The organism is Sulfitobacter sp. S190 (assembly GCF_025141935.1).
Taxonomy (GTDB): domain Bacteria; phylum Pseudomonadota; class Alphaproteobacteria; order Rhodobacterales; family Rhodobacteraceae; genus Sulfitobacter.
In genome coordinates, this window is sequence record NZ_CP081120.1 from 2,638,924 (window position 1) to 2,662,110 (window position 23,187).

24 protein-coding genes are annotated in these 23,187 nt (G+C 62.8%); 18 read left to right on the top strand and 6 right to left on the bottom strand.

The window, feature by feature from the left end; all coding sequences use genetic code 11:
* Window positions 1-3: 3 nt before the first annotated feature.
* Window positions 4-909, bottom strand: a complete 906-nt coding sequence (gene argF / locus K3756_RS13220) for an ornithine carbamoyltransferase (RefSeq protein WP_259988107.1) — start codon at window positions 907-909, stop codon at window positions 4-6.
* Window positions 910-984: 75 nt separating this feature from the next.
* Window positions 985-2,160, bottom strand: coding sequence for an aspartate aminotransferase family protein (locus K3756_RS13225; protein WP_259988109.1), 1,176 nt, complete (start codon window positions 2,158-2,160; stop codon window positions 985-987).
* A 271-nt stretch (window positions 2,161-2,431) separates the two neighbouring features.
* Here K3756_RS13225 and K3756_RS13230 point away from each other — a divergent pair, with 271 nt between their 5' ends.
* The 8 genes from K3756_RS13230 (at window position 2,432) to mdoH (ending at window position 13,248) form a co-directional block, all read left to right on the top strand.
* Window positions 2,432-3,340 carry a DMT family transporter gene (locus tag K3756_RS13230; protein ID WP_259988111.1) on the top strand — a complete coding sequence of 303 codons (909 nt, stop codon included), beginning with the start codon at window positions 2,432-2,434 and terminating at the stop codon, window positions 3,338-3,340.
* A gap of 100 nt (window positions 3,341-3,440) precedes the next feature.
* Window positions 3,441-4,037, top strand: a complete 597-nt coding sequence (locus K3756_RS13235) for a GcrA family cell cycle regulator (RefSeq protein WP_259988113.1) — start codon at window positions 3,441-3,443, stop codon at window positions 4,035-4,037.
* 98 nt (window positions 4,038-4,135) lie between these two features.
* On the top strand, window positions 4,136-5,758 hold the full coding sequence (locus K3756_RS13240; protein ID WP_259988115.1) for a thiamine pyrophosphate-binding protein: 1,623 nt from the start codon (window positions 4,136-4,138) through the stop codon (window positions 5,756-5,758).
* Window positions 5,742-6,965, top strand: a complete 1,224-nt coding sequence (locus tag K3756_RS13245; protein WP_259988117.1) for a CaiB/BaiF CoA-transferase family protein — start codon at window positions 5,742-5,744, stop codon at window positions 6,963-6,965. The genes K3756_RS13240 and K3756_RS13245 overlap by 17 nt, the downstream gene beginning before the upstream one ends.
* 214 nt (window positions 6,966-7,179) lie before the next feature.
* Window positions 7,180-8,532, top strand: coding sequence for a tetratricopeptide repeat protein (locus tag K3756_RS13250; RefSeq protein ID WP_259988119.1), 1,353 nt, complete (start codon window positions 7,180-7,182; stop codon window positions 8,530-8,532).
* A 35-nt stretch (window positions 8,533-8,567) separates the two neighbouring features.
* Entirely contained in the window at window positions 8,568-9,821 is a 1,254-nt protein-coding gene (locus tag K3756_RS13255) for an OpgC family protein (protein ID WP_259988121.1), read from the top strand.
* Entirely contained in the window at window positions 9,821-11,356 is a 1,536-nt protein-coding gene (locus K3756_RS13260; RefSeq protein ID WP_409202443.1) for a glucan biosynthesis protein, read from the top strand. Before K3756_RS13255 ends, K3756_RS13260 begins: the two co-directional genes overlap by 1 nt.
* Window positions 11,353-13,248, top strand: a complete 1,896-nt coding sequence (mdoH, locus tag K3756_RS13265; protein WP_259988125.1) for a glucans biosynthesis glucosyltransferase MdoH — start codon at window positions 11,353-11,355, stop codon at window positions 13,246-13,248. The genes K3756_RS13260 and mdoH overlap by 4 nt, the downstream gene beginning before the upstream one ends.
* A 53-nt stretch (window positions 13,249-13,301) precedes the next feature.
* Here the strand turns inward: mdoH and K3756_RS13270 are convergent, their stop codons facing one another.
* Together K3756_RS13270 and K3756_RS13275 are read right to left on the bottom strand one after the other, a co-directional pair.
* A complete protein-coding gene (locus tag K3756_RS13270; protein ID WP_259988127.1) occupies window positions 13,302-14,975 on the bottom strand; it encodes a capsule biosynthesis protein in 1,674 nt (557 codons plus the stop codon).
* A complete protein-coding gene (locus K3756_RS13275) occupies window positions 14,953-15,612 on the bottom strand; it encodes an ABC transporter ATP-binding protein (protein WP_259988129.1) in 660 nt (219 codons plus the stop codon). The genes K3756_RS13270 and K3756_RS13275 overlap by 23 nt, the downstream gene beginning before the upstream one ends.
* A 226-nt stretch (window positions 15,613-15,838) precedes the next feature.
* Between K3756_RS13275 and K3756_RS13280 the strand changes: the two genes are divergently transcribed.
* The 8 genes from K3756_RS13280 to trhA all read left to right on the top strand — a co-directional run bounded on the left by K3756_RS13280 (window position 15,839) and on the right by trhA (window position 21,324).
* Window positions 15,839-16,423, top strand: coding sequence for a uracil-DNA glycosylase family protein (locus K3756_RS13280; protein WP_259993561.1), 585 nt, complete (start codon window positions 15,839-15,841; stop codon window positions 16,421-16,423).
* On the top strand, window positions 16,420-17,205 hold the full coding sequence (locus K3756_RS13285) for an SseB family protein (protein ID WP_259988131.1): 786 nt from the start codon (window positions 16,420-16,422) through the stop codon (window positions 17,203-17,205). Before K3756_RS13280 ends, K3756_RS13285 begins: the two co-directional genes overlap by 4 nt.
* Before the next feature lie 140 nt (window positions 17,206-17,345).
* Window positions 17,346-17,870: a YHS domain-containing (seleno)protein gene (locus tag K3756_RS13290; protein ID WP_259988133.1), complete on the top strand. Its 525-nt coding sequence runs from the start codon at window positions 17,346-17,348 to the stop codon at window positions 17,868-17,870.
* Between the two features lie 4 nt (window positions 17,871-17,874).
* Window positions 17,875-18,357 (top strand): rhodanese-like domain-containing protein, encoded by a 483-nt coding sequence (locus tag K3756_RS13295; RefSeq protein WP_259988135.1) that lies wholly within the window; start codon window positions 17,875-17,877, stop codon window positions 18,355-18,357.
* A 44-nt stretch (window positions 18,358-18,401) separates the two neighbouring features.
* Window positions 18,402-19,772, top strand: a complete 1,371-nt coding sequence (rimO, locus tag K3756_RS13300; RefSeq protein WP_259988137.1) for a 30S ribosomal protein S12 methylthiotransferase RimO — start codon at window positions 18,402-18,404, stop codon at window positions 19,770-19,772.
* A gap of 146 nt (window positions 19,773-19,918) precedes the next feature.
* Window positions 19,919-20,245 (top strand): hypothetical protein, encoded by a 327-nt coding sequence (locus K3756_RS13305; protein ID WP_259988139.1) that lies wholly within the window; start codon window positions 19,919-19,921, stop codon window positions 20,243-20,245.
* A gap of 38 nt (window positions 20,246-20,283) precedes the next feature.
* Window positions 20,284-20,655 carry a thiol-disulfide oxidoreductase DCC family protein gene (locus K3756_RS13310; protein ID WP_259988141.1) on the top strand — a complete coding sequence of 124 codons (372 nt, stop codon included), beginning with the start codon at window positions 20,284-20,286 and terminating at the stop codon, window positions 20,653-20,655.
* Between the two features lie 48 nt (window positions 20,656-20,703).
* Entirely contained in the window at window positions 20,704-21,324 is a 621-nt protein-coding gene (gene trhA / locus K3756_RS13315; RefSeq protein WP_259988142.1) for a PAQR family membrane homeostasis protein TrhA, read from the top strand.
* On the opposite strand, the gene K3756_RS13320 is transcribed toward trhA, so the two are convergent.
* A complete protein-coding gene (locus K3756_RS13320; RefSeq protein WP_259988144.1) occupies window positions 21,311-21,676 on the bottom strand; it encodes a YigZ family protein in 366 nt (121 codons plus the stop codon). The genes trhA and K3756_RS13320 overlap by 14 nt on opposite strands.
* A 129-nt stretch (window positions 21,677-21,805) precedes the next feature.
* Between K3756_RS13320 and K3756_RS13325 the strand changes: the two genes are divergently transcribed.
* A complete protein-coding gene (locus K3756_RS13325; protein ID WP_259988146.1) occupies window positions 21,806-22,078 on the top strand; it encodes a CBU_0592 family membrane protein in 273 nt (90 codons plus the stop codon).
* A 23-nt stretch (window positions 22,079-22,101) separates the two neighbouring features.
* On the opposite strand, the gene K3756_RS13330 is transcribed toward K3756_RS13325, so the two are convergent.
* On the bottom strand, window positions 22,102-22,821 hold the full coding sequence (locus K3756_RS13330; RefSeq protein WP_259993563.1) for a M48 family metallopeptidase: 720 nt from the start codon (window positions 22,819-22,821) through the stop codon (window positions 22,102-22,104).
* A 127-nt stretch (window positions 22,822-22,948) separates the two neighbouring features.
* Here K3756_RS13330 and K3756_RS13335 point away from each other — a divergent pair, with 127 nt between their 5' ends.
* A complete protein-coding gene (locus tag K3756_RS13335) occupies window positions 22,949-23,179 on the top strand; it encodes a hypothetical protein (RefSeq protein WP_259988148.1) in 231 nt (76 codons plus the stop codon).
* Window positions 23,180-23,187: the final 8 nt, after the last annotated feature.

Consider the following 23,187-nt stretch of genomic DNA (forward strand, 5'->3'; position numbering starts at 1 on the left):
GTCCTATTTTTCCAGACACCAGCGCATGATCGCCTTTTGGGCGTGCAGTCGGTTTTCGGCCTCGTCAAAGATCACGGAATGCGGCCCGTCCATGACCGACGACGTTGCTTCGTCATCGCGATGTGCAGGCAGGCAATGCATGAAGAGCGCGTCATCCTTGGCCTTGGCCATCAGCGCATCATTGACCTGATAGCCGCGCAACTGGTTATGGCGGCGTTCGCGTGCCGATTGCGGATCGTGCATCGACACCCAGGTGTCCGTCACCACCAGATCGGCGCCCTGCACGGCCTCGTCGGGGTTGCGCACGGTGGTGTAGAGCCCGTCAAGCGCCCTTTCGGGATCGAGCGTTTCCGGCCCTGTGAAAACAAGATCGAATTCGAACTGTTTCGCGGCATGGGCGAAACTTGCAAAGACATTGTTGCCGTCTCCTGACCAGACGACCTTCTTGCCCTTGATCGGCCCATTGTGTTCTTCGAACGTCATAACGTCCGCCATGATCTGGCAGGGATGCGTGCGGTTGGTCAGCCCGTTGATGACCGGCACGGTGGCGTGTTCGGCCATTTCGAGCAGCGTGGCTTCCTCGAAGGTTCGGATCATGATCAGGTCGACATAGCGGCTGAGTACGCGGGCGGTATCGGCGATGGTTTCACCATGGCCAAGCTGCATATCCGCGCCCGACAGCACCATGGTCTGCCCGCCCATTTGCCGGACGCCGACATCGAAGGACACGCGCGTGCGTGTCGAGGGTTTCTCGAAAATGAGCGCAACCATGTGATCCTTCAGCGGCTGGTCGTCATCCAGCGCGCCGCGCGGACGGCCCTGGCGCGCCGTCTTTATGTCGCGTGCGGTATCGATGATCCGCCGCAGATCGGTTTGCGATGTGTGGTGAATGTCCAGAAAATGGTTCATCGGAAGTTCTTTTTTGCAGATGTCGCAGCCGGAACGCGCGGCGGTCCGGCATTGAGTTTAAAGGGCAAGATGAAGTCAGGCGCCGCCGAGCGTGGTAGCGGCGCGGTCAAGACGCTCTACGGCCTGCGCGATTTCATCGTCGGTTATGGTGAGCGCAGGCAAGAGCCGCACCACGTTGTCGGCCGCCGGCACTGTAATCAGTTCCTGCGCGTAGGCCGCAGTGACCAGATCGCCGGGTGCGCCTTTGCATTTGAGGCCAAGCATCAGCCCGGTGCCGCGGACTTCCTCGAAAACATCGGGGTGCGTGCTGACCAGTCCTTCGAGCCTTTGGCGCAGCAGACCGGCCTTGCGGTTCACTTCGGCAAGGAAATCCGCATCGGCCACGATATCGATGACCGCGTTGCCCACGGCGCATCCCAATGGATTGCCGCCGTAGGTGGAGCCGTGGGTGCCGGCAGTCATGCCACTGGCGGCCCGTTCGGTTGCCATGACACATCCCAGAGGAAAGCCCCCGCCGATGCCTTTGGCCACCATCATGATATCGGGCGTTATTCCGGCCCACTCATGCGCAAAAAGCTTTCCCGTGCGCCCGACACCGCACTGGACCTCATCAAGGATCATCAGGATGCCGTGGCTGTCGCACAGATCGCGCAGCCCCTTGAGACAAGCGTCGGGCAGCGGACGAATGCCGCCTTCGCCCTGAATGGGCTCGACCAGCACCGCACAGGTGGCGTCGGTGATCGCCGCGTTCAGCGCGTCGTGGTCGCCAAATTCGAGATGTACAAATCCGGGCAAAAGCGGGCCAAAGCCCTTCGTCATCTTTTCCGAACCCGCCGCCGCGATGCCCGCGGAGGACCGGCCGTGGAAGGACCCCGAAAAAGTGATGATATCGGTCCGGTCGGGCTGCCCCTGATCGAAGAAGAACTTGCGCGCCATCTTGACTGCAAGTTCGCAGCTTTCGGTGCCGGAGTTCGTGAAGAACACCGTATCGGCAAAGCTGTGTTCGACCAGTTTATCCGCCAACGCCTGTTGTTGCGGTATCTGGTAGAGGTTCGATGTATGCCACAGTTTGCCCGCCTGTTCGGTCAGCGCTGCGGTCAGCGCCGGATGCGCGTGGCCCAAGGCGTTGACCGCAATGCCCGCGCCCAGATCCAGAAAACGTCGCCCGTCTGCTTCCTCGAGCCAGCTGCCTTCGCCTTTGACAAAGCTCAGGGGCGCGCGTGCGTAGGTCGGCAAGACGGAAGAGATCATGGGATCGTCCTTTGGTGTGGGGCCGCAGAGCCGCAAAAAGGGCATGGGCGGCGCGTGGGGTCAAGATGGTTTTGGAAGTTGCGTGCCGTGCGGGCACGTCCGATGATCACGCCCCTGCATGTGCAGGCAGCGCGGGCTGTCTTAACCGCGACGTCGTCGCAAAGAGAGGGGCACAGCAGTGATCATGACGCCTGCATACCGGCCCGCACGCCAAAAACAAGCCCGGATTTGCGTGCTTGTGTCACCCCGCCTTGCCCGTCATAGCTGCGCCATGCATGTTGCCGCCCGCCCCAACAACGCGCTTGCCGCCGGTTTGATCACACTGGCAACCGCGTTTATTGCCACGACGACGCTGATGGCAAAGGCGCTGGGCACCGATACGCTGGGCCCGCCCCTGCCCGCGCTGCAAATCAGCCACGGGCGATTCCTCTTCGCGTTTATCGGGCTGACCACCGCGGCGCTGATCCTGCGCCCGCGTATCGGGCGACCCCATTGGGGGTTGCATGTGGCGCGGTCGGTTCTTGGCTGGGGCGGTGTATCGCTGATGTTTGCCTCTGTCGCCTTCATCCCGCTGGCCGACGCCACGGCGATTTCGTTTCTCAATCCGGTCTTCGCGATGATGCTGTCGATCCCGCTCCTGGGCGAACGGGTGGGGCGCGTGCGCTGGTCTGCGGCGGCGCTGGCGCTGCTGGGCGCGCTGATCCTGTTGCGTCCCGCGCCCGGCAGTTTCCAACCTGCAGCGCTGCTCGCCTTGGGGGCCGCGATGGCGATGGGGCTTGAACTGATCTTCATCAAGAAGCTGGCGGGCCGCGAGGGGCCTTTCCAGATCCTGCTGGTCAACAATCTGATCGGATTGAGCATCGCGAGCGCAGCGGTCCTTCCGGTGTGGCAAATCCCAACATCCGCTCAATGGGCGACCCTTGCCGGTCTGGGCCTGTGCATGGCGGTCGCGCAGGCCTGTTTCGTCAACGCGATGGCCCGCGCCGACGCCAGCTTTGTCGCGCCCTTCGCCTATGGCACACTGGTGTTTGCCGCGCTTTATGATGTCCTGTTCTATCGCGTGGTGCCCGACTGGATCACCCTGATCGGTGCCGCGATCATTCTCACCGGTGCGGTATGGCTGGCGCTGCGCGAAGCACGCGTCCGACCGCCCCCGGATAACAGGCCGCCGCCGCGTTGATACCGCGGTCCCTTGCACCTGCCGCTTGAGTGATTAGTATAGGGGACTGAATTTGCCAAAGCGGTCCCGCGGGGCCGCTTTTTACACTAGGGAAGCATCCATGTCCTGGACAGATGACCGCGTTGAAGTTCTGAAGAAAATGTGGGGCGAGGGCCAGTCCGCCAGCCAGATCGCCAAAGAGCTGGGCGGTGTGACCCGCAACGCGGTGATCGGCAAGGTGCATCGCCTTGGACTGTCGAACCGGGCAACGGCAGGCGCCGCCGCCAAGCCAGAGCCGAAAGCCAAGGCAGCGCCCAAGGCCGAGGCCAAGCCGAAGGCCGCCGCCAAGGCAGCCGAGCCCGCATCAGAAGAAAAGCCCGCCAAACCCGATTTGAAGACCGAGCCCGCAATTTCGCCGCAGGCCAATCTGCCCGCCCGCAAACAGATCATTCCCGCAGGCCAACCGCTGCCGCCGCAGCCGTCCGCGAACGAGATCAGCCCCGAGGCGTTGGCCAAGGTCAACGAGATCGAGAAGAAGGCCAAGAAGCTTGGCCTGATGGAGTTGACGGAACGGACCTGCAAGTGGCCCGTGGGCGACCCCGCAACCGAAGATTTCTGGTTTTGCGGCCTGCCCGTGCAACAGGGCAAACCCTACTGCGAGGCGCATGTCGGCGTCGCATTCCAGCCGATGTCATCGCGCCGTGACCGCCGCCGCTAGGCGCCAGCCGTGAAATAAAGACAACGCAATGGTGAGTTGCGCAGACCGCAGGGACATGGTTTCTGCGGTCTTGTTCTTTCGTGATACAGGATGCCGACATGACCGCAGCCACCTCCATCCGCGCCGCAGATGCGCTGGCCCGCCGCCTGTACGATGCAGGATGCCGTCACGCGTTCGGGATGCCGGGCGGCGAGGTGCTGACGATCGTCGACGCGCTTGAAGCGGCGGGCATTACCTTTGTGCTGTGCAAACACGAAAATGCCGCGGGTTTCATGGCCGAAGCGGCCTGGCACCAGACCGGCGCACCCGGCGTTCTGGTCGCCACACTCGGGCCCGGGGTTCTCAACGGAATCAATTCGGTTGCCAATGCGCATCAGGACCGTGTGCCGCTGATTGTGCTGGCGGGCTGTGTCGATCTGGCCGAGGCCGAGACGTACACCCACCAGATTCTTGATCAGCAACAGGTCATGCGCCCCATCACCAAGGCGAGTTTCCGGCTCAGCGCCGATGCGGCCCATGTCGTGGCCGACAAGGCCGTTGGTATCGCGCTCGAAGGGCGGCCCGGTCCGGTCCATATCGATGTTCCGATCTCGACCGCGGATACGCGCATCGCGGCGACGGCCCCTGCCCCCCGCGCCCCCGCCGCTCCGACCGCGCCTGCGGGCGAGGCGCTTGAAACTGCGCGCGACTGGCTGGCCCGATCTGTCCGGCCCCTCATCATCGCAGGTGTCGATGCGGTGAACGAAAACGCCGGACCAGCGCTCAGCGCGTTTGCGACAGACCGCAACATTCCGGTCATCACCAGTTACAAGGGAAAGGGCCTGCTGGACGAACGCCACGCCCTCAGCCTTGGCGGTGCAGGCCTGTCGCCGCTTGCCGACCAGACGCTTGTTCCCCTTGTGCAACAGGCTGATCTGGTGATCTGCGTCGGGTACGACCCCATCGAAATGCGCCCCGGCTGGCGCGACATCTGGGATCCGCGGCGCACACGTGTGATCGACATCACCGCCGCGCCGAACCACCATTACATGCATCAGGCCGGGCTGAACATTGTCGCCGACTGCGCCGCCACACTGGCCGCCATCAGCGACGGAACTGCGCAGCCCGAGACGTGGCCCGGTGGCGAAATCGCGCAGGCAAAAGAGGCGCTCGCCGCTGCATTCCCGACTGACGAAGACTGGGGCCCCGCCGCCGTGATCGACACCTGTCGCCGCCTTTTGCCCGACGACACGGTTGCGACCGCGGACAGTGGTGCGCACCGCATCTTGTTGAGCCAGATGTGGACATGCCCGCACCCGCGCGGCCTGCTGCAATCCTCTGCGCTGTGCACGATGGGCTGTGCGTTGCCGCTGGCGATGGGCGCGGCCCTCGTCAGCCCGGACCGCACGGTCGTTTCCTTCTCGGGTGATGCGGGTTTCCTGATGATCGCGGGCGAGCTGTCCACCGCAGCGGAACTCGGGATCAAACCGATCTTCATCGTGTTCGTGGACGCGTCACTCGCCCTCATCGAGCTTAAACAGCGCGGACGCCAGTTGCACAACGCCGGCGTCGATTTCGGGCATCACGATTTTGCCGCGCTCGGCCGGGCGCTGGGGGGCGCAGGACACACCGTGCGCAGCCGTGCCGATCTGGAAGCAGCACTCGACACCGCGCAATCCGCCGACACCTTCACCGTAATCGCATGCGAAATTGACCGGGGCGCTTATGACGGACGCATCTGAAGCCACGCAAACGCCCGGTGCACTTGACGGGCTCTTCGTGCTCGACCTGACGCGCATTCTGGCGGGCCCAACGGCGACACAGCTTCTGGGCGATTTCGGTGCCACCGTAATCAAGATCGAAAACCCCGCTACAGGGGGGGACGATACCCGCGGGTGGGGTCCGAATTTCGTCAAGGATGCGCAGGGCGACAAGACCGATCTGTCTGCCTATTTCATGGCGGCCAATCGCAACAAACGCTCTGTTGCGGTGGATATCTCTACCGAGGAAGGCCAGACACTTGTTCAGCGGCTCGCCGCCCGCGCCGATATCGTTATCGAGAATTACAAACCCGGTGGCCTGCGGAAATACGGTCTGGACCATGACACATTGCGTGCCCGCCACCCATCCTTGATCTATTGCTCTATCTCCGGGTTCGGACAAACCGGCCCCAACAGCAGCCAGCCGGGCTATGACCTTATGGCACAGGGCTATGGCGGGATCATGTCGCTGACCGGCGATCCGGACGGCATGCCCACGAAAGTGGGCGTCGGCATCGCGGATGTAATGTGCGGGATGTACGCCACCATCGGCGTACTGACTGCACTACGCCACCGCGACAAGACCGGCGAGGGCCAGCATATCGATCTGGCGCTGGTTGACGCGCAGATGGCGTGGCTCATCAACGAGGGGCTGAATTATCTGGTCTCGGGCACTGCACCCGAACGGCGCGGCAATGCGCATCCCAACATCGTCCCCTACGACGCTTTCGAAGTGTCCGACGGTCATTTCCTGCTTGCGGTGGGCAATGACGCCCAGTTTGCGCGGTTTGCGGATGTCATCGGCCTGCCCGAGTTGGCGTCAGATACGCGCTTTGTCACCAATGTGGCCCGCATCGAAAACCGCGACGCCCTGATGCAACAGATCCGCCCCGCACTGCGCCAGTGGACAAAGGATGGCATCATCGCCGCCCTGCACGCGGTCAAGGTGCCCGCCGGCCCGATCAATACCGTTTCCGAAGCGCTGGGTTCGGATCAGGCGCAGGCCCGCGGCGCGGTGCAGACGATCCCCGCCCCCGGGACCGCCCCGGGCAGCGTCAGCGTTCTTGGCAATCCGCTCAAGTTTTCGGCGACACCGGTCAAATATCAGCGCCCGCCTCCCCGCTTTGGTCAGGACACGCAAGAGGTTCTTGAAATATGGGGTTTGGCAAAAGACACAGACCCCGCATAAGACCGCCGCAAAGTGCCCCTCATGGGCGAATTATTGCGCAAATACTTGCCAATAGGCTGCAGACCGTCACATCTGCTCACGAAACAACTAGACGGGTTCACGTTGACGTGTGACAGCGCGCAATGACGTGCTTTGCGCCCTTTCTATCTGGTAGCAATTACAAAAGTTAGGCGCGGCTGGCGTCTCGCACGTCCTTAGAAAAGGTGTATGCCCTGTGACCGTATATGATATCTGTTCCTGCCCCGTAACGCTGTCGGACCGCGCAAGTGTGGATGACTGGAACGGCGTGATCCTCGGTCTTCTGTCTCATGGCACCCAAACCCCTGTGCACCTCGGCCGCCTGATGGAGGCAGAGCCGGAGTTTGCGATGGGCCATGCGGCGCGCGGATTGTTCTGCCTGATGACCGGCCGGGCCGAAGTTCTGCCTGCGGCGCACGAGGCACTGGCGCAGGCACGTAAATGCGCGGCAGGCCAGACGATCACCTCGCGGGAAAACGGTTGGGTCGACGCGCTCGATCTTTGGCTCCAGGGCAAACCGACAGCCGCCATCGCGCGCGTTGAAACGGTGCTGCGCGCCCTGCCCCACGACACGTTGTCCGCCAAACTGAGCCACGGCATCCGTTTCATGATCGGCGACAGCGCAGGCATGCGCCGGTCGGTCGAGCGGGTATTGAACGCGCACGGACCCGATCATGCCTGCCGCGGCTACCTGCTGGGCTGCCATGCGTTTACCCTTGAGGAAACCGGCGAATACAAAGCCGCCGAAGTTGTCGGTCTCGAGGGGCTGCAAACCGTGGACGACGATGCCTGGGGTCTGCATGCGGTGGCCCATGTCTATGACATGACCGCCCGGCCCGGCGACGGCATAACCTTAATCAACGATCACCGCTCCGCGTGGCAGGGATCGAACAATTTCCGCTACCACGTCTGGTGGCACAAGGCGCTGCTGCACCTCGACCGCGGCGAAATGGACGTCGCTCTGGGGCTGTACGACGCGCAGATCCGCGCGGACAAGACCGACGATTACCGCGACATCTCGAATGCCACGTCGTTGCTGATCCGTCTGGAGCTCGAGGGCATGGACGTCGGCAATCGCTGGGCGGAACTGGCCGATCTGTCGGAAAACCGTGTTGAGGATGGCTGTCTCGTCTTTGCCGACCTGCACTATCTGCTGGCGCTGACCGGCGACGACCGCCCGGAAGCCCGCGTGGCGATGGCAGACCGGTTTGCCCGCGATGCCCGCCGCGAAGGCGAGATGCCCGACCGTGTCGAACACCCCGGGCTTGCGGCATTGAGCGGGCTCAACGCGTTTTCCGAAGGACGCTACGATGCCGCGTTCAAGCAGCTGGCCACCGCGCGCCCCGCCATGCCGACCATTGGCGGCAGCCACGCCCAGCGCGACGTCTTTGAACGGATCACCATCGATGCCGGTCTGCGAGCAGGCCGCTACGACGAAACAGAGATTATCCTCAAAGACCGGCTGAACCTGCGCGGCGGCAACTACGACCGTTTCGCAACGACACGGTTCGATCAGCTTCACCGCGCGCGCCGTATTCCCGCCCAATAAGCTTTCCCTGACACAGACGAAGATCCACAATACCCATGACGCTCGCCGCCACCGATACGCCCCCGTTGTCCGCTGCCGCCTCCGCCTCTGCGGCGGCCACCCCGAAGGCGCGCGTGCGCGACCTGCGGCTCGATTTCTTTCGCGGCATCGCGATGTTCATCATCCTGATGGCCCACACTCCCGGCAATTTCCTGACGTCGTGGATACCCGCCCGCTGGGGCTTTTCCGACGCGACGGAGATTTTTGTCTTCTGCTCCGGCATGGCCTCGGCCATCGCCTTCGGCGGCGCATTCCAGCGGTCAGGCTGGCTGCTTGGCACCTCGCGGGTCGCCTTTCGGATCTGGCAGGTCTACTGGGCTCATATCGGCCTGTTCATTGCCGTCGCGGCCCTGCTTGCGGGCATCGATTTTTACGGAAATTTCGACAAGCAGTATATCGGCAGCCTGAACCTGTGGAAATTCTTCGCCGATCCGGCGGTCCCGCTGGTCGGGCTGGTCACGCTCAGCTACGTGCCGAACTACTTCGACATCCTGCCGATGTATATGGTCGTGCTGGCCATGATGCCCATCGTGATGGCGCTGGCGCGGGTGCATACCGGTCTGGTGTTTCTGTTTATGGGGATCGTGTGGCTGGGCGCGCAGGAATCGCTTTGGGGTGCTGCGCATCTGTCGTTTCCCGCTGAACCGTGGTCGGACCGCCGGTGGTTCTTCAACCCCTTCGGCTGGCAGCTGATTTTCTTTACCGGTTTTGCCTTCATGCGCGGCTGGTTGCCCAAACCGCCCGTAAGCCAGGTGCTGATCGCCATCGCCGCCTTCGTTGTCATCGCCAACATCCCGCTGAGCAATATCGGTGTGCGTGCCATCGCGCGGGACTGGTTTTTCGTGACCGAAACCGGCAATTCGGTCATCGACGCGCGCGTCGCGCTCAAACCGCTGATCGACAAAAGCGACTTCGGCCTGCTGCGCTATGTCCATTTCCTCGCCCTTGCCTACCTGGCTTGGGTCATCGCAGGCGACCGGGGCGATAACCTGCTGGCGCGGGGCAGCTCGCTCGGCGCTCGGATCTGGGACCGTATCGTGCAGATCATCCTCAAGGTCGGCCAGCAATCGCTCGCGGTTTTCATCGTGTCGATGTTCACGGCGCGCGTGATGGGTTTCGTGATGGACATGATCGGGCGTGAAACCGGCACAACGCTGCTTGTCAATCTGGCGGGCGCACTGGTGCTTGTGGCAACAGCCTATGGGGCGGGATGGTTCAAATCCCAGCCTTGGAAAAGGAAGACCACCTGATGCTGCGCCGCGAGGTTCTCCAATCACTGGCCGCGCTGGCCGCGTCTGCTGCGGCACCCGGTGCCGCATTCGCGCGGTCGGATGCGCCGCTGACCACCGGTGCCGCCGCCCCTTTCAACGCGCAAACGGTGCTGACCCGCGCCCGCGCGCTCGCAGCCACCGACTATGTCCCCCGCCCCGCCATTCCGCAGGACTGGCAGAACCTCAGCTATGACGATTACCGCAAGCTGTTCTTTGACGTGCGCAACGCCTACTGGAACGGCACTGACGTGCCCCAACGGCTCGATGTATTTGCCCCGGGGCTGTATTTTCCGCGGGCGGTCGAAATCAACATCGTCGCGGACGGTCAGGCCGCGCCCCTGATTTTCGATCTCGATGTCTTCCAGCAGCGCGGCACCTTCCCCGATCTGCCGCAGAACGATCACATGGGGTATTCGGGCCTGCGTCTTCGGGCGGACCTGCTCGATAACGGAAAGATGACGGAATACGCCGTTTTTCAGGGCGCGAGCTACTTCCGCGCGATCGGCACCGGCGAAACCTACGGGCTGTCGGCACGCGGCCTCGCGCTCGGCACCGGTGAGCCCGAGGGCGAGGAGTTTCCCGACTTCACCGCCTTCTGGGTCGAAACCCCGACACAAGGCGATGACACCGTGACGGTCCACGCCCTGATGGACAGTCCCAGTTGCTCGGGTGCGTTTCGTTTTGACATCACCCATGGGACCGAATTGACGATGGAGGTCGATGCCACGCTGTTTGCGCGCACCGATCTGACCAAAGTGGGCATCGCGCCGCTGACCTCGATGTTCCTGTTCGATGCCAAGATGCGCGACCGCTTCTCCGATTTCCGGCCCGCCGTACACGACAGCGACGGCCTGCTGATCCACAACGGCGCCGGGGAACAGATCTGGCGCCCGCTCAGCAATCACACCACCCTGCAGGTCAGCTATTTCGGCGATCAGAACCCCAAAGGCTTCGGCCTGATGCAGCGCAAACGGGAATTTAGCGATTTCGCCGATCTCGAAGCGCTCTACCACAACCGCCCCTCGGTCTGGATCACGCCCCACGGCGATTGGGGCGCGGGGCACGTGATGCTGGTGGAAATTCCCGCTGATCTGGAAATCTACGACAACATCGTGTCTTTCTGGCGCCCGTCCACGCCCATTGCGGCCGGATCGGAACACCAGATGCGCTATAACCTGACGTGGGCGGCCGATCCGGCCCCGCGGGACGGCGATCTGCTGCGTGTGCTCAACACCGCCATTGGCGCGCGGATGGAGGGCGGGCTGGTCATGGTCATCGACTTCGAAGACGGCCCGACCATGCCGTTCGATCTCGAAGATGTCGAAATACTGGTCCGCGGCAGCCACGGCAAGACGACGCCCGGTATCCTGCAGCGCAATCCTGAAACCAACGGGCCCCGACTGGCGTTTACCTTCCAGCCCGAAGATGCCCGCTATGCCGAATTCCGTGTGCAATTGCGGCTGGGGGGCAAACCGCTCAGCGAAGTGTGGCTTTACAGATGGACCCTTGCATGACCCACGACCCCAAGGTTTCCCTTACCGATATGCCCCCCGCCGCTCCGCTGCGGGTATCGGTGCAGGCCCTCGATGCCCAGCCTGCCGCGCAGTGCGACACCGGCGCTGATGGTGGCCGTAATCTGCTGTGGCGTGTCGCGACCTTTTTGCCCGCGCTTATCGGAACCGGTTTTCTGATCTATGGCATGTACGGCTGGCTTGCCCGTGACGGGATGACCGGGCTGGAATGGATGCTGCTGAGCATGATCGGCATGACCTTCATCTGGGTGACCCTGTCGGTCAGCACCGTCGGTGTGGCGATAGCCGGTCTGCTGGCGGGGACGCGCACCGATACCCCCCTCTCGGCGGCCGGTAAGGGCATCGACGTGGCCCTTTTGGTGCCAATCTACAACGAAGTGCCCCAGAACGTGTTCGGCAATGCCGCCGCGATGCTGGCGGATCTCTCTGCCCGCAAGGGCGCACACCGGTACACGCTTTTCATCCTGTCCGACACGCGCGACGAGGACATCGCCTTGATGGAAAGACGCGCGTTCGAGGATTTGCGCCGCTCGGCCCCTGCCGACATGACCGTGCACTACCGCCGCCGCACAAAAAATACCGACAAGAAGGTCGGCAATCTGAGCGATTGGATCAAGGGGTGGGGCGCCGCGCACGAAGCCATGGTCGTGCTCGACGCCGACAGCCTTATGACGGGCCGCGCGATAGAACGGCTCGCCTCCGAGATGGCACAGGACGAAACAGCCGGATTGATCCAGACCTTCCCGATGCTCATCGGTGCCGAGACGGTCTTTGCCCGCATCCAGCAGTTCTCCAACATCGCCTACGGGTGGTTGCTGGCCGAAGGGCTGGCGCAATGGGCGCGCTCCGAAGGAAACTACTGGGGCCATAATGCGATCATCCGCACCCGCGCCTTTGCCGAATGCGCGATGCTGCCCCACCTGCGGGGCCGCCGTGGCAAGGACGAGCTAATCCTCAGCCACGATTTTGTCGAAGCCGGCCTGCTGCGCCGTGCGGGCTGGCGCGTGCGGTTCCTGCCGCGTGTTACCGGCAGCTTCGAGGAAACACCCGCCACGCTGGTGGACTACGTGATCCGCGATCGGCGCTGGTGCCGTGGCAACCTGCAGCACCTGCGGCTTCTGGGCACGGCGGGTCTGCATCCGGTGTCGCGCTTTCATCTGTTCCACGGGGCGGTTGCCTATCTGCTGTCGCCCGCGTGGTTCATCCTGCTGGTGGTCTGGGCGCTTCTGGGCAAGGATTCCGAGACAAATGTCATCCGGTACTTCAACGAGGCCAATCCGCTCTTTCCCGATTGGCCCCCCGCCATGAGCCATATCGACAGCGCCGTCTTTCTCGTCATCATGTACGCGCTTCTGCTGACGCCCAAAATGGCCGGTGCAGGGATCATTGCCGCCACCCCCAAAGCGGCCCGCGTCTTTGGCGGCAAACCGGCGTTTCTGGGCGCGTTTCTGGTCGAGGTGGCGCTTTCCATTGCCTATGCCCCGATCCTGATGATCCAGCAGACCAAGGCGGTGATGCGGGCCGCCACCGGCGCGCCCGAGGCGTGGGCACCGCAATCACGCGACGCGCGGCGTCACGGTTGGACGGCCCTTGCCAAGTTCCATTGGGTCGAAACGGCCTTGGGTCTGGTGCTGTTGTCGGGGCTGCTGGCAGGTCTGGTATCGCTCTGGCTTGTGCCGATCGTGGCCAGCCTTGTGCTCGCGGTGCCGCTCTCTGCGCTGTCAGGTGTGACGATCCCGCGTAGCGCCCCGGCCACGCTGCGGCTCGACAGCCCCTACACGCTGCGCGAGCCCGCGATTGTGCGCAGTGCCATGAAGGAACGCGCCAGACTGGGCGCGATGCTGAACGGCCCGCAGAACATCCCCGCCGAATAGGCCGTGAACACTGACTTGGAAAGCCGCCGGTTACCGGCGGCTTTTCTCCGGGTCTAGGATGTGACCTGTTCGCGCAGGATCGACGCGGTGAGCGACAACATCAGATAGATGCCCGCAAAGACGAGAAACGCCAGAATGGTATTCTCGAACTTGCGCGGATAGCTTGGCTCCTCGCTGGCCACCGGGCGCACCGCAACGGTGAGATAGCGCACTTGGCGGCTGGCCTCCGTCCGTGCGGCATCCAGACCGGTTTGCGCCAACTGCTGGTTTGCGTCCGCATTGACCAGATCGGCCTGCGCCAGCTGCAGCGTCACCGCCTGCCGCGCGAGCGAATTCTCGCCCTCGGTCGCCTCGGTCATCTTGCGGCGCAACGCCGCCAGCTGCGCCTCAAGCCGCCGCACATCGCCCTGCGCGCCTTCCACCTTGGCCCTGTTGGGGCGGGCGTTGTCCATCAGGGCCGCGAGCTCGAGCTGCTTTTCAATGGTGAGCGTTTCGAGATTGGTAATCTGGCCACGGATCGCGGCAATGACCGCCTCGGGATCCACGCCATTGGCGACCTGCAATTCGATGAGACGCTGCTGCGCTTCGCGGCGCTTTTCGGATGCCTTGTCGAAAGACTGCTGCGCATCGCGCATCCCGTCCTCGCGCTTGGCCTGGCTAAGATTGTTGACCCGCTCCTCGGCGTAGTCGATCAACCGCTCGGAATAGACCTTCGCGGTATCGGGATCGGCCGCAATCACCTCCAGCCGGATCACACCCTCGGTCGGGTCATACCCGATCTTGATGTTCTTCTTATAGAGCTTGTAGGCCTCTTCGTTTGTTGGATCCTCGGTCAGACGCTGGATCGCATCGATGTCACCATCGGTGAAATGGGACTTGAACCCGGCGTCCTCGTCCAGCCGCAACATCGCGTCTTTCGATTGTAGATAGCTTTGTACCGCGATGCTGTCGGCAGAGGTCGCAAATTGCGTGGGCAACAGCCCGCCCAGCGCGGATGCACCGCCCGTGCCTTCGTTCTGAATAATCAGAAACTGGCTTTCGGTCGCGTACATCGGCGTGGCGATCTTGTAGAAATAGTAGCCCGCCAAAAAGGTCGGGATCAGCACGAAAAACGCCAGCCGGACCATGAGCAGGCCCATTTTCTTGCGGCGTCGCAAGGTAATGTCGCGCTGGATTTCCGATATCTCGCGCATCCGGCGTTCCATCGGGTTGAGCTTTTCTGTCGACGGCAGATTGGCACCGCCTGCGGGTACAGTCTGGGGCAGTTGTACGCGGCCCTTTTCGCCGTCCTGCGGCACGGCCTCTGCGTCATCGGCGTTCTGCGGTACGACCAGTTCGAGCATGTTGGACCGCTGGAAGGGATCGATGCCATTTTGCCGCAACAGGCGCACTGCATCGAAATCCGATGTGGCGGGCAACCCGTGCTTTTGGGCCACGCGCCGCGCCATGCGCAGCTGGCGACCGGTCAGACCTTCGCGGCGGATTGCGTCCATGTCCTGCTCTGTGTCGACCTGTGCGGACGACGCAACCTCGCCCGCCCGCGCGGGTGTTGCCTTCGCGGGCGTGTCGGGGGCCACAGCCGCAGCCGGTGCGGCCGCCTGCCGGGCGCGCAGGGCGACCGGGTCCGCATCTTCGGTGGGGGCGGCCTGCGGCTGCGGCGACGCAGTATCGCCGGGGGCCGCCGTGCGCTTGATCCGGAACTTTCTAGCTTTGGGTTTGGTAGTCATAGAGCTGTTTCGCTTCTTCCAAGCTATCGAATTGGTGCAGTTGCCCGTTCATCAGGACGGCGGCCGACCGCGCAAATTTTTCAAGGGTTTGCGGCTGGTGCGACACGATCACGATCGTGGTGGTCCGCAGCCGTTCTTGCAGGATTTCGCCCGCTTTACGATTGAATTCGACATCCGTGGTGCCCGGCATGCCTTCGTCGATCAGGTACATGTCAAAATCCAGCGCCAGCATCAGCGCAAAGGAAAACCGCGACCGCATTCCCGACGAATAGGTCCCCAGCGGCTGATCGAAATATTCGCCAAGACCGCACAGCCAGCGACAGAAACTTTCGACGTAATCAGGATCGAGCCGGTAGAGCCGTGCGATATAGCGGGCGTTTTCCATGGCCGATACTTTCGACACGACCCCGCCCATAAAGCCGAGCGGGAAAGAGATGTTGCAATCGCGCACAATCTCGCCCTCGTCAGGCTTTTCGAGCCCCGCCATCATATTGATCAGCGTTGTCTTTCCGGTGCCGTTGGGCGCGAGGATTCCCATCGAGCGACCCAGTTCCACGCGAAAAGACACCCGGTCCAGAATGACCTTATGCTGCGTGCCCGTCCAAAAGGACTTGGATACATCTCGAAATTCCAGCATCGCGCGCCTGCTCCGCTCCGGCTTTGCGTTTACATCGGACCTCTCTGTCGGAGGTTCATCGGTCTATTAGCCGCCGATCTTGGCCACATTATGTCCGTTTCGGAAACAAATGTACATTGCCAGTTATGGGGAAACAGGACGGTCGGCGCCCCGAATGCCCGCCCGCGCGGGCGGTGAATTGCGCCGTGCACCTTGGCAACGCGTGCGGCCCGCTTACCTCTGGGCGATGACCGATATCCGATCCGACCTGCGTGGCTGTACCCTGTGCGCCGACCGCTTTGCCGCCACGGCCACCGGGCACCGCCCCAACCCCGTTGTGTGGTTTCAGCCCGGCGCCCGCCTGCTCATCGCAAGCCAAGCCCCCGGCATGAAGGTTCACAAGGCCAATACCCCCTTTTGGGACGCTTCTGGCGTGCGCCTGCGCGACTGGTTGGGACTGGACGAAGACCGGTTCTATGACCGCTCCAAGGTGGCGATCATACCGATGGCATTCTGCTTTCCCGGCTACGACGCCAAAGGCAGCGATCTGCCCCCACCGCCGATCTGCGCGCGCACATGGCGCGCGGGCGCCTTGGCCACGGTGCCCGATATCCGGCTGACCGTTCTGATCGGGGGCCACGCGATGAAATACCACCTGCCCAATTTCAAGACGGTCACCCAAGCGGTTCGGGAGTGGGACAGCCATCGGCCCGGCGTCTTTGCCTTGCCGCATCCGTCGTGGCGCAATACAGGATGGCTCAAGAAAAATCCGTGGTTCGAGGTGGAGGTCCTGCCCCGCCTGCGCGCCGCCGTTGCAAAGGTACTCGCATGACCGATACGCCGCTCGATACAGCCCATGCGGCCATGATGGCCGACGACTGCAACGATGCCGCGCGCCTGCGGTTCTACGAACGCATGGCCGACGCCGAATTGTATCTGCTTCTCGAAGCAGAGCCCGAAGGCGACCAGATATCGCCCCGCGTACTGGAGCACGACGACCAGAGCTACCTGCTGGCCTTCGATCGCGCGCAACGGCTCGCCTCCTACGCGGGCGACGCGGCTGCCTACGTGGCGCTTTCGGGGCGCAACGTGGCGGCGATGCTCGAAGACCAGCCGCTGGGCATCGCCCTCAATCTCGATGTGGCAAGCTCGTCGATCCTGTTGCCGCCCGAAGCGGTGACATGGCTGCGCCAGACGCTTGACCACCGTGCGGGCGAAGTGGAGGCGCATATCGAAAGCGTTATGCCGCCGAAGGGTCTGCCCGAAAACCTGATCGAAGCCATTGATGCCAAACTGGCGACAGCCACGGGTATGGCGGCAAACGCGTGGCTTGTGGGTATTGCGTACAAAGGCGGTGGCCGCGGGCATCTTCTGGCGTTTATCGACGCGATCCCCCGCGCGCAGGACGCGCTGGTGCGTGCCGCCTCCGAGGCGCTGACATTTTCGGGGATCGAAGCAGGGGCCATGGACGTGGGCTTTTTCAACCACACGGATCCGGTGGTCGGGAAATTGATGAAGGTCGGCCTGCGGTTCGACCTGCCACAGATGGAAACGTTACAAAACACCCCGCGCATGCCGGGCAGCGACCCCGACGCGCCCCCCATCCTGAAATAAAGACGGCCCGTGCGGGTGCGAAACTCACATCCTTCTCACAAGCCTGAGAGGTCACACAAATGCGAGATGCAACTTCGCCCGCACCCTTCTACCTTGACCGCAGACGGGGCGAGATGCCCTGCGCACCCAAGGAGACACCCATGAACCGCTTTGCCCTCACCATCGCAGCCGCCGCCACCGCCATCGGTATGGCCACCACCGCCTTTGCCGGTGACCAGTATATCGACGACACCGGCTATGCCGCATCCGGCTATGACGTTGTTGCCTATTTCTCGCTGCCGCAAAATCCGGTCGGCCAATCGCAACCCGCCCCCGTCGAAGGCAACAAGGCCATTACAGCCGAGTACAACGGCGCGACCTTCGCCTTTTCATCCGAAGAGAACCGCGACACGTTTCTGGCCGATCCTGCAAAATACGCCCCCCAATACGACGGCCACTGCGCTTACGGCGTGGCCAAGGGTGGCAAGGTCCCCGGCAATCCGACCCTTTGGCGGATCGTGGACGACAAGCTGTATTTGAACATCACCAAGAATGTCGTCGGTTTCTGGGAAGAGGACATTCCGGGCAATCTGGAGACCTCGGAAGGCAACTGGCCGAGCCTTGATCCACAACCTGCCTCCGATCGCGCGATCCCGCAGTGGTCGTCGCAAGCGCCGCAAGGCTGATTCGGTGGCCTCGGGATCACCCTCTCCCGGGGCTGAAGGCCCCCGCAGGGTTCTGACCCGGCGGGGCGCTCTTGCGCTAGGGCTTGTCGCCGCGGGGACCGTCGCCGCGTGGCAATGGTTCAATATCGGGGCCAGCACCGATGAAGGGCTCAGCGTGCAGGCCGCCCATGCCGCCGCCGTGGCAGGTGACATCACGCTGATAGACATCCGCCGCCCCGACGAATGGAGCCGCACAGGCATTGGCGAAGGCGCAGTGCCGCTCGATATGCGCCGCGACGACTTTACCGAAACGCTCCTGTCACGGGTGTCGGGCCGGATGGACGCACCTGTCGCCCTCATCTGCGCACGCGGCGTGCGCTCGCGGGGGCTGACAGCGAAACTGACCGCGGCAGGGTTCACGCGGATCATCGATGTGCCCGAAGGCATGTTGGGATCGGGTGCCGGTCCCGGCTGGATCAAGGCCGGATTGCCGGTGCGCGACATCTAGGCGCGTGTGTTGCCCCGACAGCGGCAGTGGCCTATAGCCATCGCATGAGCACAAATCCTCCCGATCTTCGACCCGATCTCGCCCCCCGGGCGCGCATTTCGGATGCCCCGCGCGACGGCCAGCCCACCATCGGCATGGTCAGTCTCGGCTGCCCCAAGGCGCTGGTCGACAGCGAACGCATCCTGACGCGCCTGCGGGCCGAAGGCTACGCCATTTCGCCCGACTACAGCGGCGCGGACGCGGTCATCGTCAACACCTGCGGGTTTCTCGACAGCGCCAAGGCCGAAAGCCTCGACGCCATTGGCGAGGCGCTGACCGAAAACGGCCGCGTCATCGTGACCGGCTGTCTGGGGGCGGAGCCCGAGTATATCACCGGCGCGCACCCCAAGGTGCTGGCAGTGACGGGACCGCACCAATACGAGCAGGTGCTCGATGCCGTGCACACGGCCGTGCCGCCCAGCCCCGATCCGTTTATCGATCTGCTGCCGGCGTCGGGCGTATCGCTCACCCCGCGGCATTTCAGCTATCTGAAGATATCCGAAGGCTGCAACCACAAGTGCAAATTCTGCATCATCCCCGACATGCGCGGCCGCCTTCAAAGTCGCCCCGCCCATGCCGTCATCCGCGAGGCTGAAAAGCTGGTGGAAAGCGGCGTCAAGGAACTGCTGGTCATCAGTCAGGATACGTCGGCCTATGGTGTCGACATCAAACATAAGGAAGACCGCGGGCACCGCGCGCACATCACCGATCTGGCGCGCGATCTGGGGTCTTTGGGGGCATGGGTGCGGCTGCACTATGTCTACCCCTATCCGCACGTGCGCCAGCTGATCCCGCTGATGGCCGAGGGTCTGGTGCTGCCGTATCTCGACATCCCGTTCCAGCACGCGCATCCCGATACACTCAAACGCATGGCCCGTCCGGCGGCTGCGTCTCGCACGCTCGACGAGATTGCCGCCTGGCGTGCGGTCTGTCCCGACATCACCCTGCGCTCGACCTTCATTGTGGGGTATCCCGGCGAGACGGAAGCGGAATTCCAGACCCTGCTCGACTGGATGGACGAGGCACAGCTCGACCGGGTGGGATGTTTCCAGTACGAAAACGTAGCCGGTGCGCGGTCCAATGACCTGCCCGATCATGTACCCGCCGACGTCAAACAGGACCGCTGGGACCGCTTCATGCAAAAGGCGCAGGCGATTTCGGAAGCCAAGCTCGCGGCGAAGGTCGGCACGCGGATGCAGGTCATCGTGGACGAGATCGACGCGGAGGCCGCCACCTGCCGCACCAAGGCCGACGCCCCCGAAATTGACGGCAATCTGTTTATCGACGAAGGGTTCGAGGGCCTGTCGGTGGGCGATCTGGTCGAGGTCGATGTGGATGAGGCAGGCGCGTATGACTTGTGGGGCCAATTGGTCTGAACTCTGATGATGCCGCCCGGTGCGCGGTCGGAATTTGAGTTTAGGGGCAAGATGAATTTCTTGCGACCCGCGACCCCACTGGCGTTCCCCTTGAAATGTTCCCTTAATGTTCTATTTACTTATGGTAAGCAGAACGGAGGAACAGCATGTCCTTTCAACCAAGTTTTCCCGGGCTTTTTTCTGCCGCGCCGGTGCGCGCGCCGGCATCCGAGAAGCAGGTGGCGTATGCGCGGGCACTGGCCGCGCGCACAAACGACCCCCTGCCCGAAGGTATCGAGAAGGATCGGGCCCGTCTGTCGAGTTGGATCGATGCCCACAAGCCGCGCCCGAGTGCATTTGACGCCTATCCATCGTCGAGGCAGGTCGGGTTCGCCGAGCGGATTGCCCGTTTGAAACGCACGTCTGTGCCGCGCGAATGTTTCCGGGACCGCGCGCTCATGTCGCGGTGGATCGACAGCAACAAGCCCCGCTGAGGGGTGTCAGCCCCACGGTCGCGACCTAGGTTTAGGGGATGAGCGAGAAAACCGAAATTCTGTATAACGCCTCCTGTCCGATCTGTAGCTCGGAGGTGGATCAATATGCGAAAATGTCCGAGCGGCAAGCGCTGCCCATCCGGTACGACGATCTTTCCGATCCGGAGGTGCTTGCCGATTGGGGAATATCGCGCGACGACGCAGCACGGCGGTTCCATGTGCGCAAGAACGGCCAGACCTACGGCGGCATCCCTGCGTTTGTCGTGCTCTGGCGCGATTTGCCGCAGATGCGGTGGCTCGCGCGGATCGTATCGCTGCCGGTGATCTACCAGCTTGCCTGTGTCGTGTATGATTACGCTGCCGCGCCTCTGTTGTACTGGCTGCACAAACGCCGCGAGCGGCGCGGATGACGTTAAGTCATGCAAGCCTGAGCGGTCCTGCGCTGCTAGGATTTGCGCATGGCCTATCCCCATTCGAAACCTGAAACCATCGCCGACGGCGCCGTTCACGTCGCGGGGCTTCTTTTCTCGCTGCCTGCGACGGCCATTCTGATGATGATGGCGAACGGATGGCTGACCACGATGGCCGTTGCGGTTTATGGCATCTGCATGATCGCCGCCTTCGGGGCATCGGCGCTTTATCATCTGTCGCCGGTCGACCGGACGCGCCCCTTGCTCAACCGGATCGACCATGCTGCGATTTACTTCAAGATTGCAGGCACTTACACGCCGCTGGTCGTGGTGATCGGATCGGGTTTTGCCTACGGTATCCTCGGCGTGGTCTGGGCGCTTGCCCTGATCGGTGCGGTGGCAAAATTGCGCGGCTGGAGCACGCACGCACGCGGCTCGCTCGCGCTTTATCTGCTGATGGGATGGCTGTCTGTGCTGCTGGTGAAGCCCATGTGGCAGACCCTGTCGGGCACCGCCATCGAACTGATCGTAGCCGGCGGGCTGATCTACTCCTTTGGCACCGTGATCTATGCGCGCGAGCGGCTCCGCTTCCAGAACGCCATCTGGCACGGTTTTGTGCTGGTGGCGTCGGTGTGTTTCTTCGCCGCCATCGCGATCAGTCTGGGCTGAGGTCACACGCGTCGAGGTAGGCGCGCACACATGTCTGCACATGGCGGAACCGGTCGCCGCCCAGATGTTTGCCCCCGTACCAGCGCGTGACGACAATGACGTGATCATATAATTGCGCCCGCTCGAGCATGCGCACAATCACCATGCCCGCGCCCTGCTCGCCGTCATCATTCTTGAGCGCGCCACCCTGCGACAGAACCACGGCCCATGTGTTGTGGGTGGCCTTCGCATAGGGCTTTTCACGGCGCAGCGCGCCAACCAACGCGTCAACTTGCGCACGGTCCGTGGCGGGCGCTCCAGACACTGCGTATTTGCTGCCCCGGTCGGTCAGGATCTGGTCAAGTTTACGCATGGTCAGGAAAACCCCACTTTTCGAAAATTGCGCGTGACGGTAGGTTCAAAGACATTAACGAACACCAGTCTTTTACATCGATACCACAGGTCGCAGCCCCTTTTTGCGGCCCCCATTTGGATACCTGCAATGATTTTTACATTTGATTTCACGACGATTGCGCTGGCGTTGGGATTGTTGGGATTTTGCGTATACGTGATGACCTACGCCATGCTCACCTTGCAGATCATCTCGGGCAATTCGGTGATCTATTTCACCCTCAACCTGACGGCATCAACGCTGGTGCTGATCGGATTGACGGTCAACTTCAACCTCGCCGCAATGCTGATCCAGCTGTTCTGGATCACCATGTCCATCATCGGCATATCGATGCGCCTGTTCCGGCGTCCGGCGCTGGCCTGATCGGGCCAGCGCCATCCGGCCGATCAAAGGCCGGCGGCCGTGCGGCGCACCGTCTCGATACGGGCCTTGTTGGGCGGATGGGTGCCCAAGAATTTATCGCCGGGATCGGGAATACGGGTGAAGAATTCAGCGCCCCGCAGCGGATTGTACCCTGCCCGTGCCGTGATGATCGTGCCCAACGCATCGGCCTCAAGCTCGAAATCCTTGGAATAGCTGCGCGCGCCCACGGTGGCGCCCAGACGTTGCGCATCCCGCACAGTGGTGGCATTGCCTCCGCCCAGCGTCGCCAGACCGGCAAAGATCACCGCCCCTGCCACGGCGTTTTGCTGTTGGCGGGCGATGTGGCCCGCGATGTGGTGGGCGGCCTCGTGGCCCAGCACAAACGCCAGCTCATCCGCGTTGCGCGCATCGGCAATCAGCCCCAGCGTAAAGGCAATGATCGGCCGCCCGTTACGATCAAGCGTCTGATAGGCATTGGCGGGCTGGTTGGGCCGGTCATCCACCACGATACGGAAATCGCAATTGACGTTCTGCGTGCGGGCGCGGCATTCGCGTTCGGCCACGGGTTCAACCGTGCGTACAACCTGCACAAAGCTGCGTGCGGCGGCCTGTGTCGATCCACGCGGCTGCGGCTTTGATTGCGACGCGGTCGGGCTGGTGGGGGCCTGCGGCCCCGATACGGTGGTGACTTCGCACGCGGCCAGCACACCGGCGGCCAGCATCGCGATCAATGCACGCAACATCATTCATCTGTTCCTTTCACATTCGACCCCCGGCACGGTATCACACCACCGCGCGGGCGCCAGTCGGATTGCGCCCCTGACAGAGCGACGGCTTTGCACCGCCGATCCAATCGGATAGGCTGCCGCCATGTTTACGATAGAGCACGAATTCGACGCGTCCATCATCACACTTGTCGATGAAGGGTCAACACCCCTTCAGGAAGACGTGACCGTCAACGCATTCGACAGCCAGATCACCTTCGAGCAATGGGATCCCAACACCAATGCCGTGGCCAAGATCACGCTATCGCCGGAACAGCTGCGCGATCTGGCAGCCGCACTCAACCTGCCCGAAGGCATTTACCGCAGCGCGCCCTGACCCGCGCG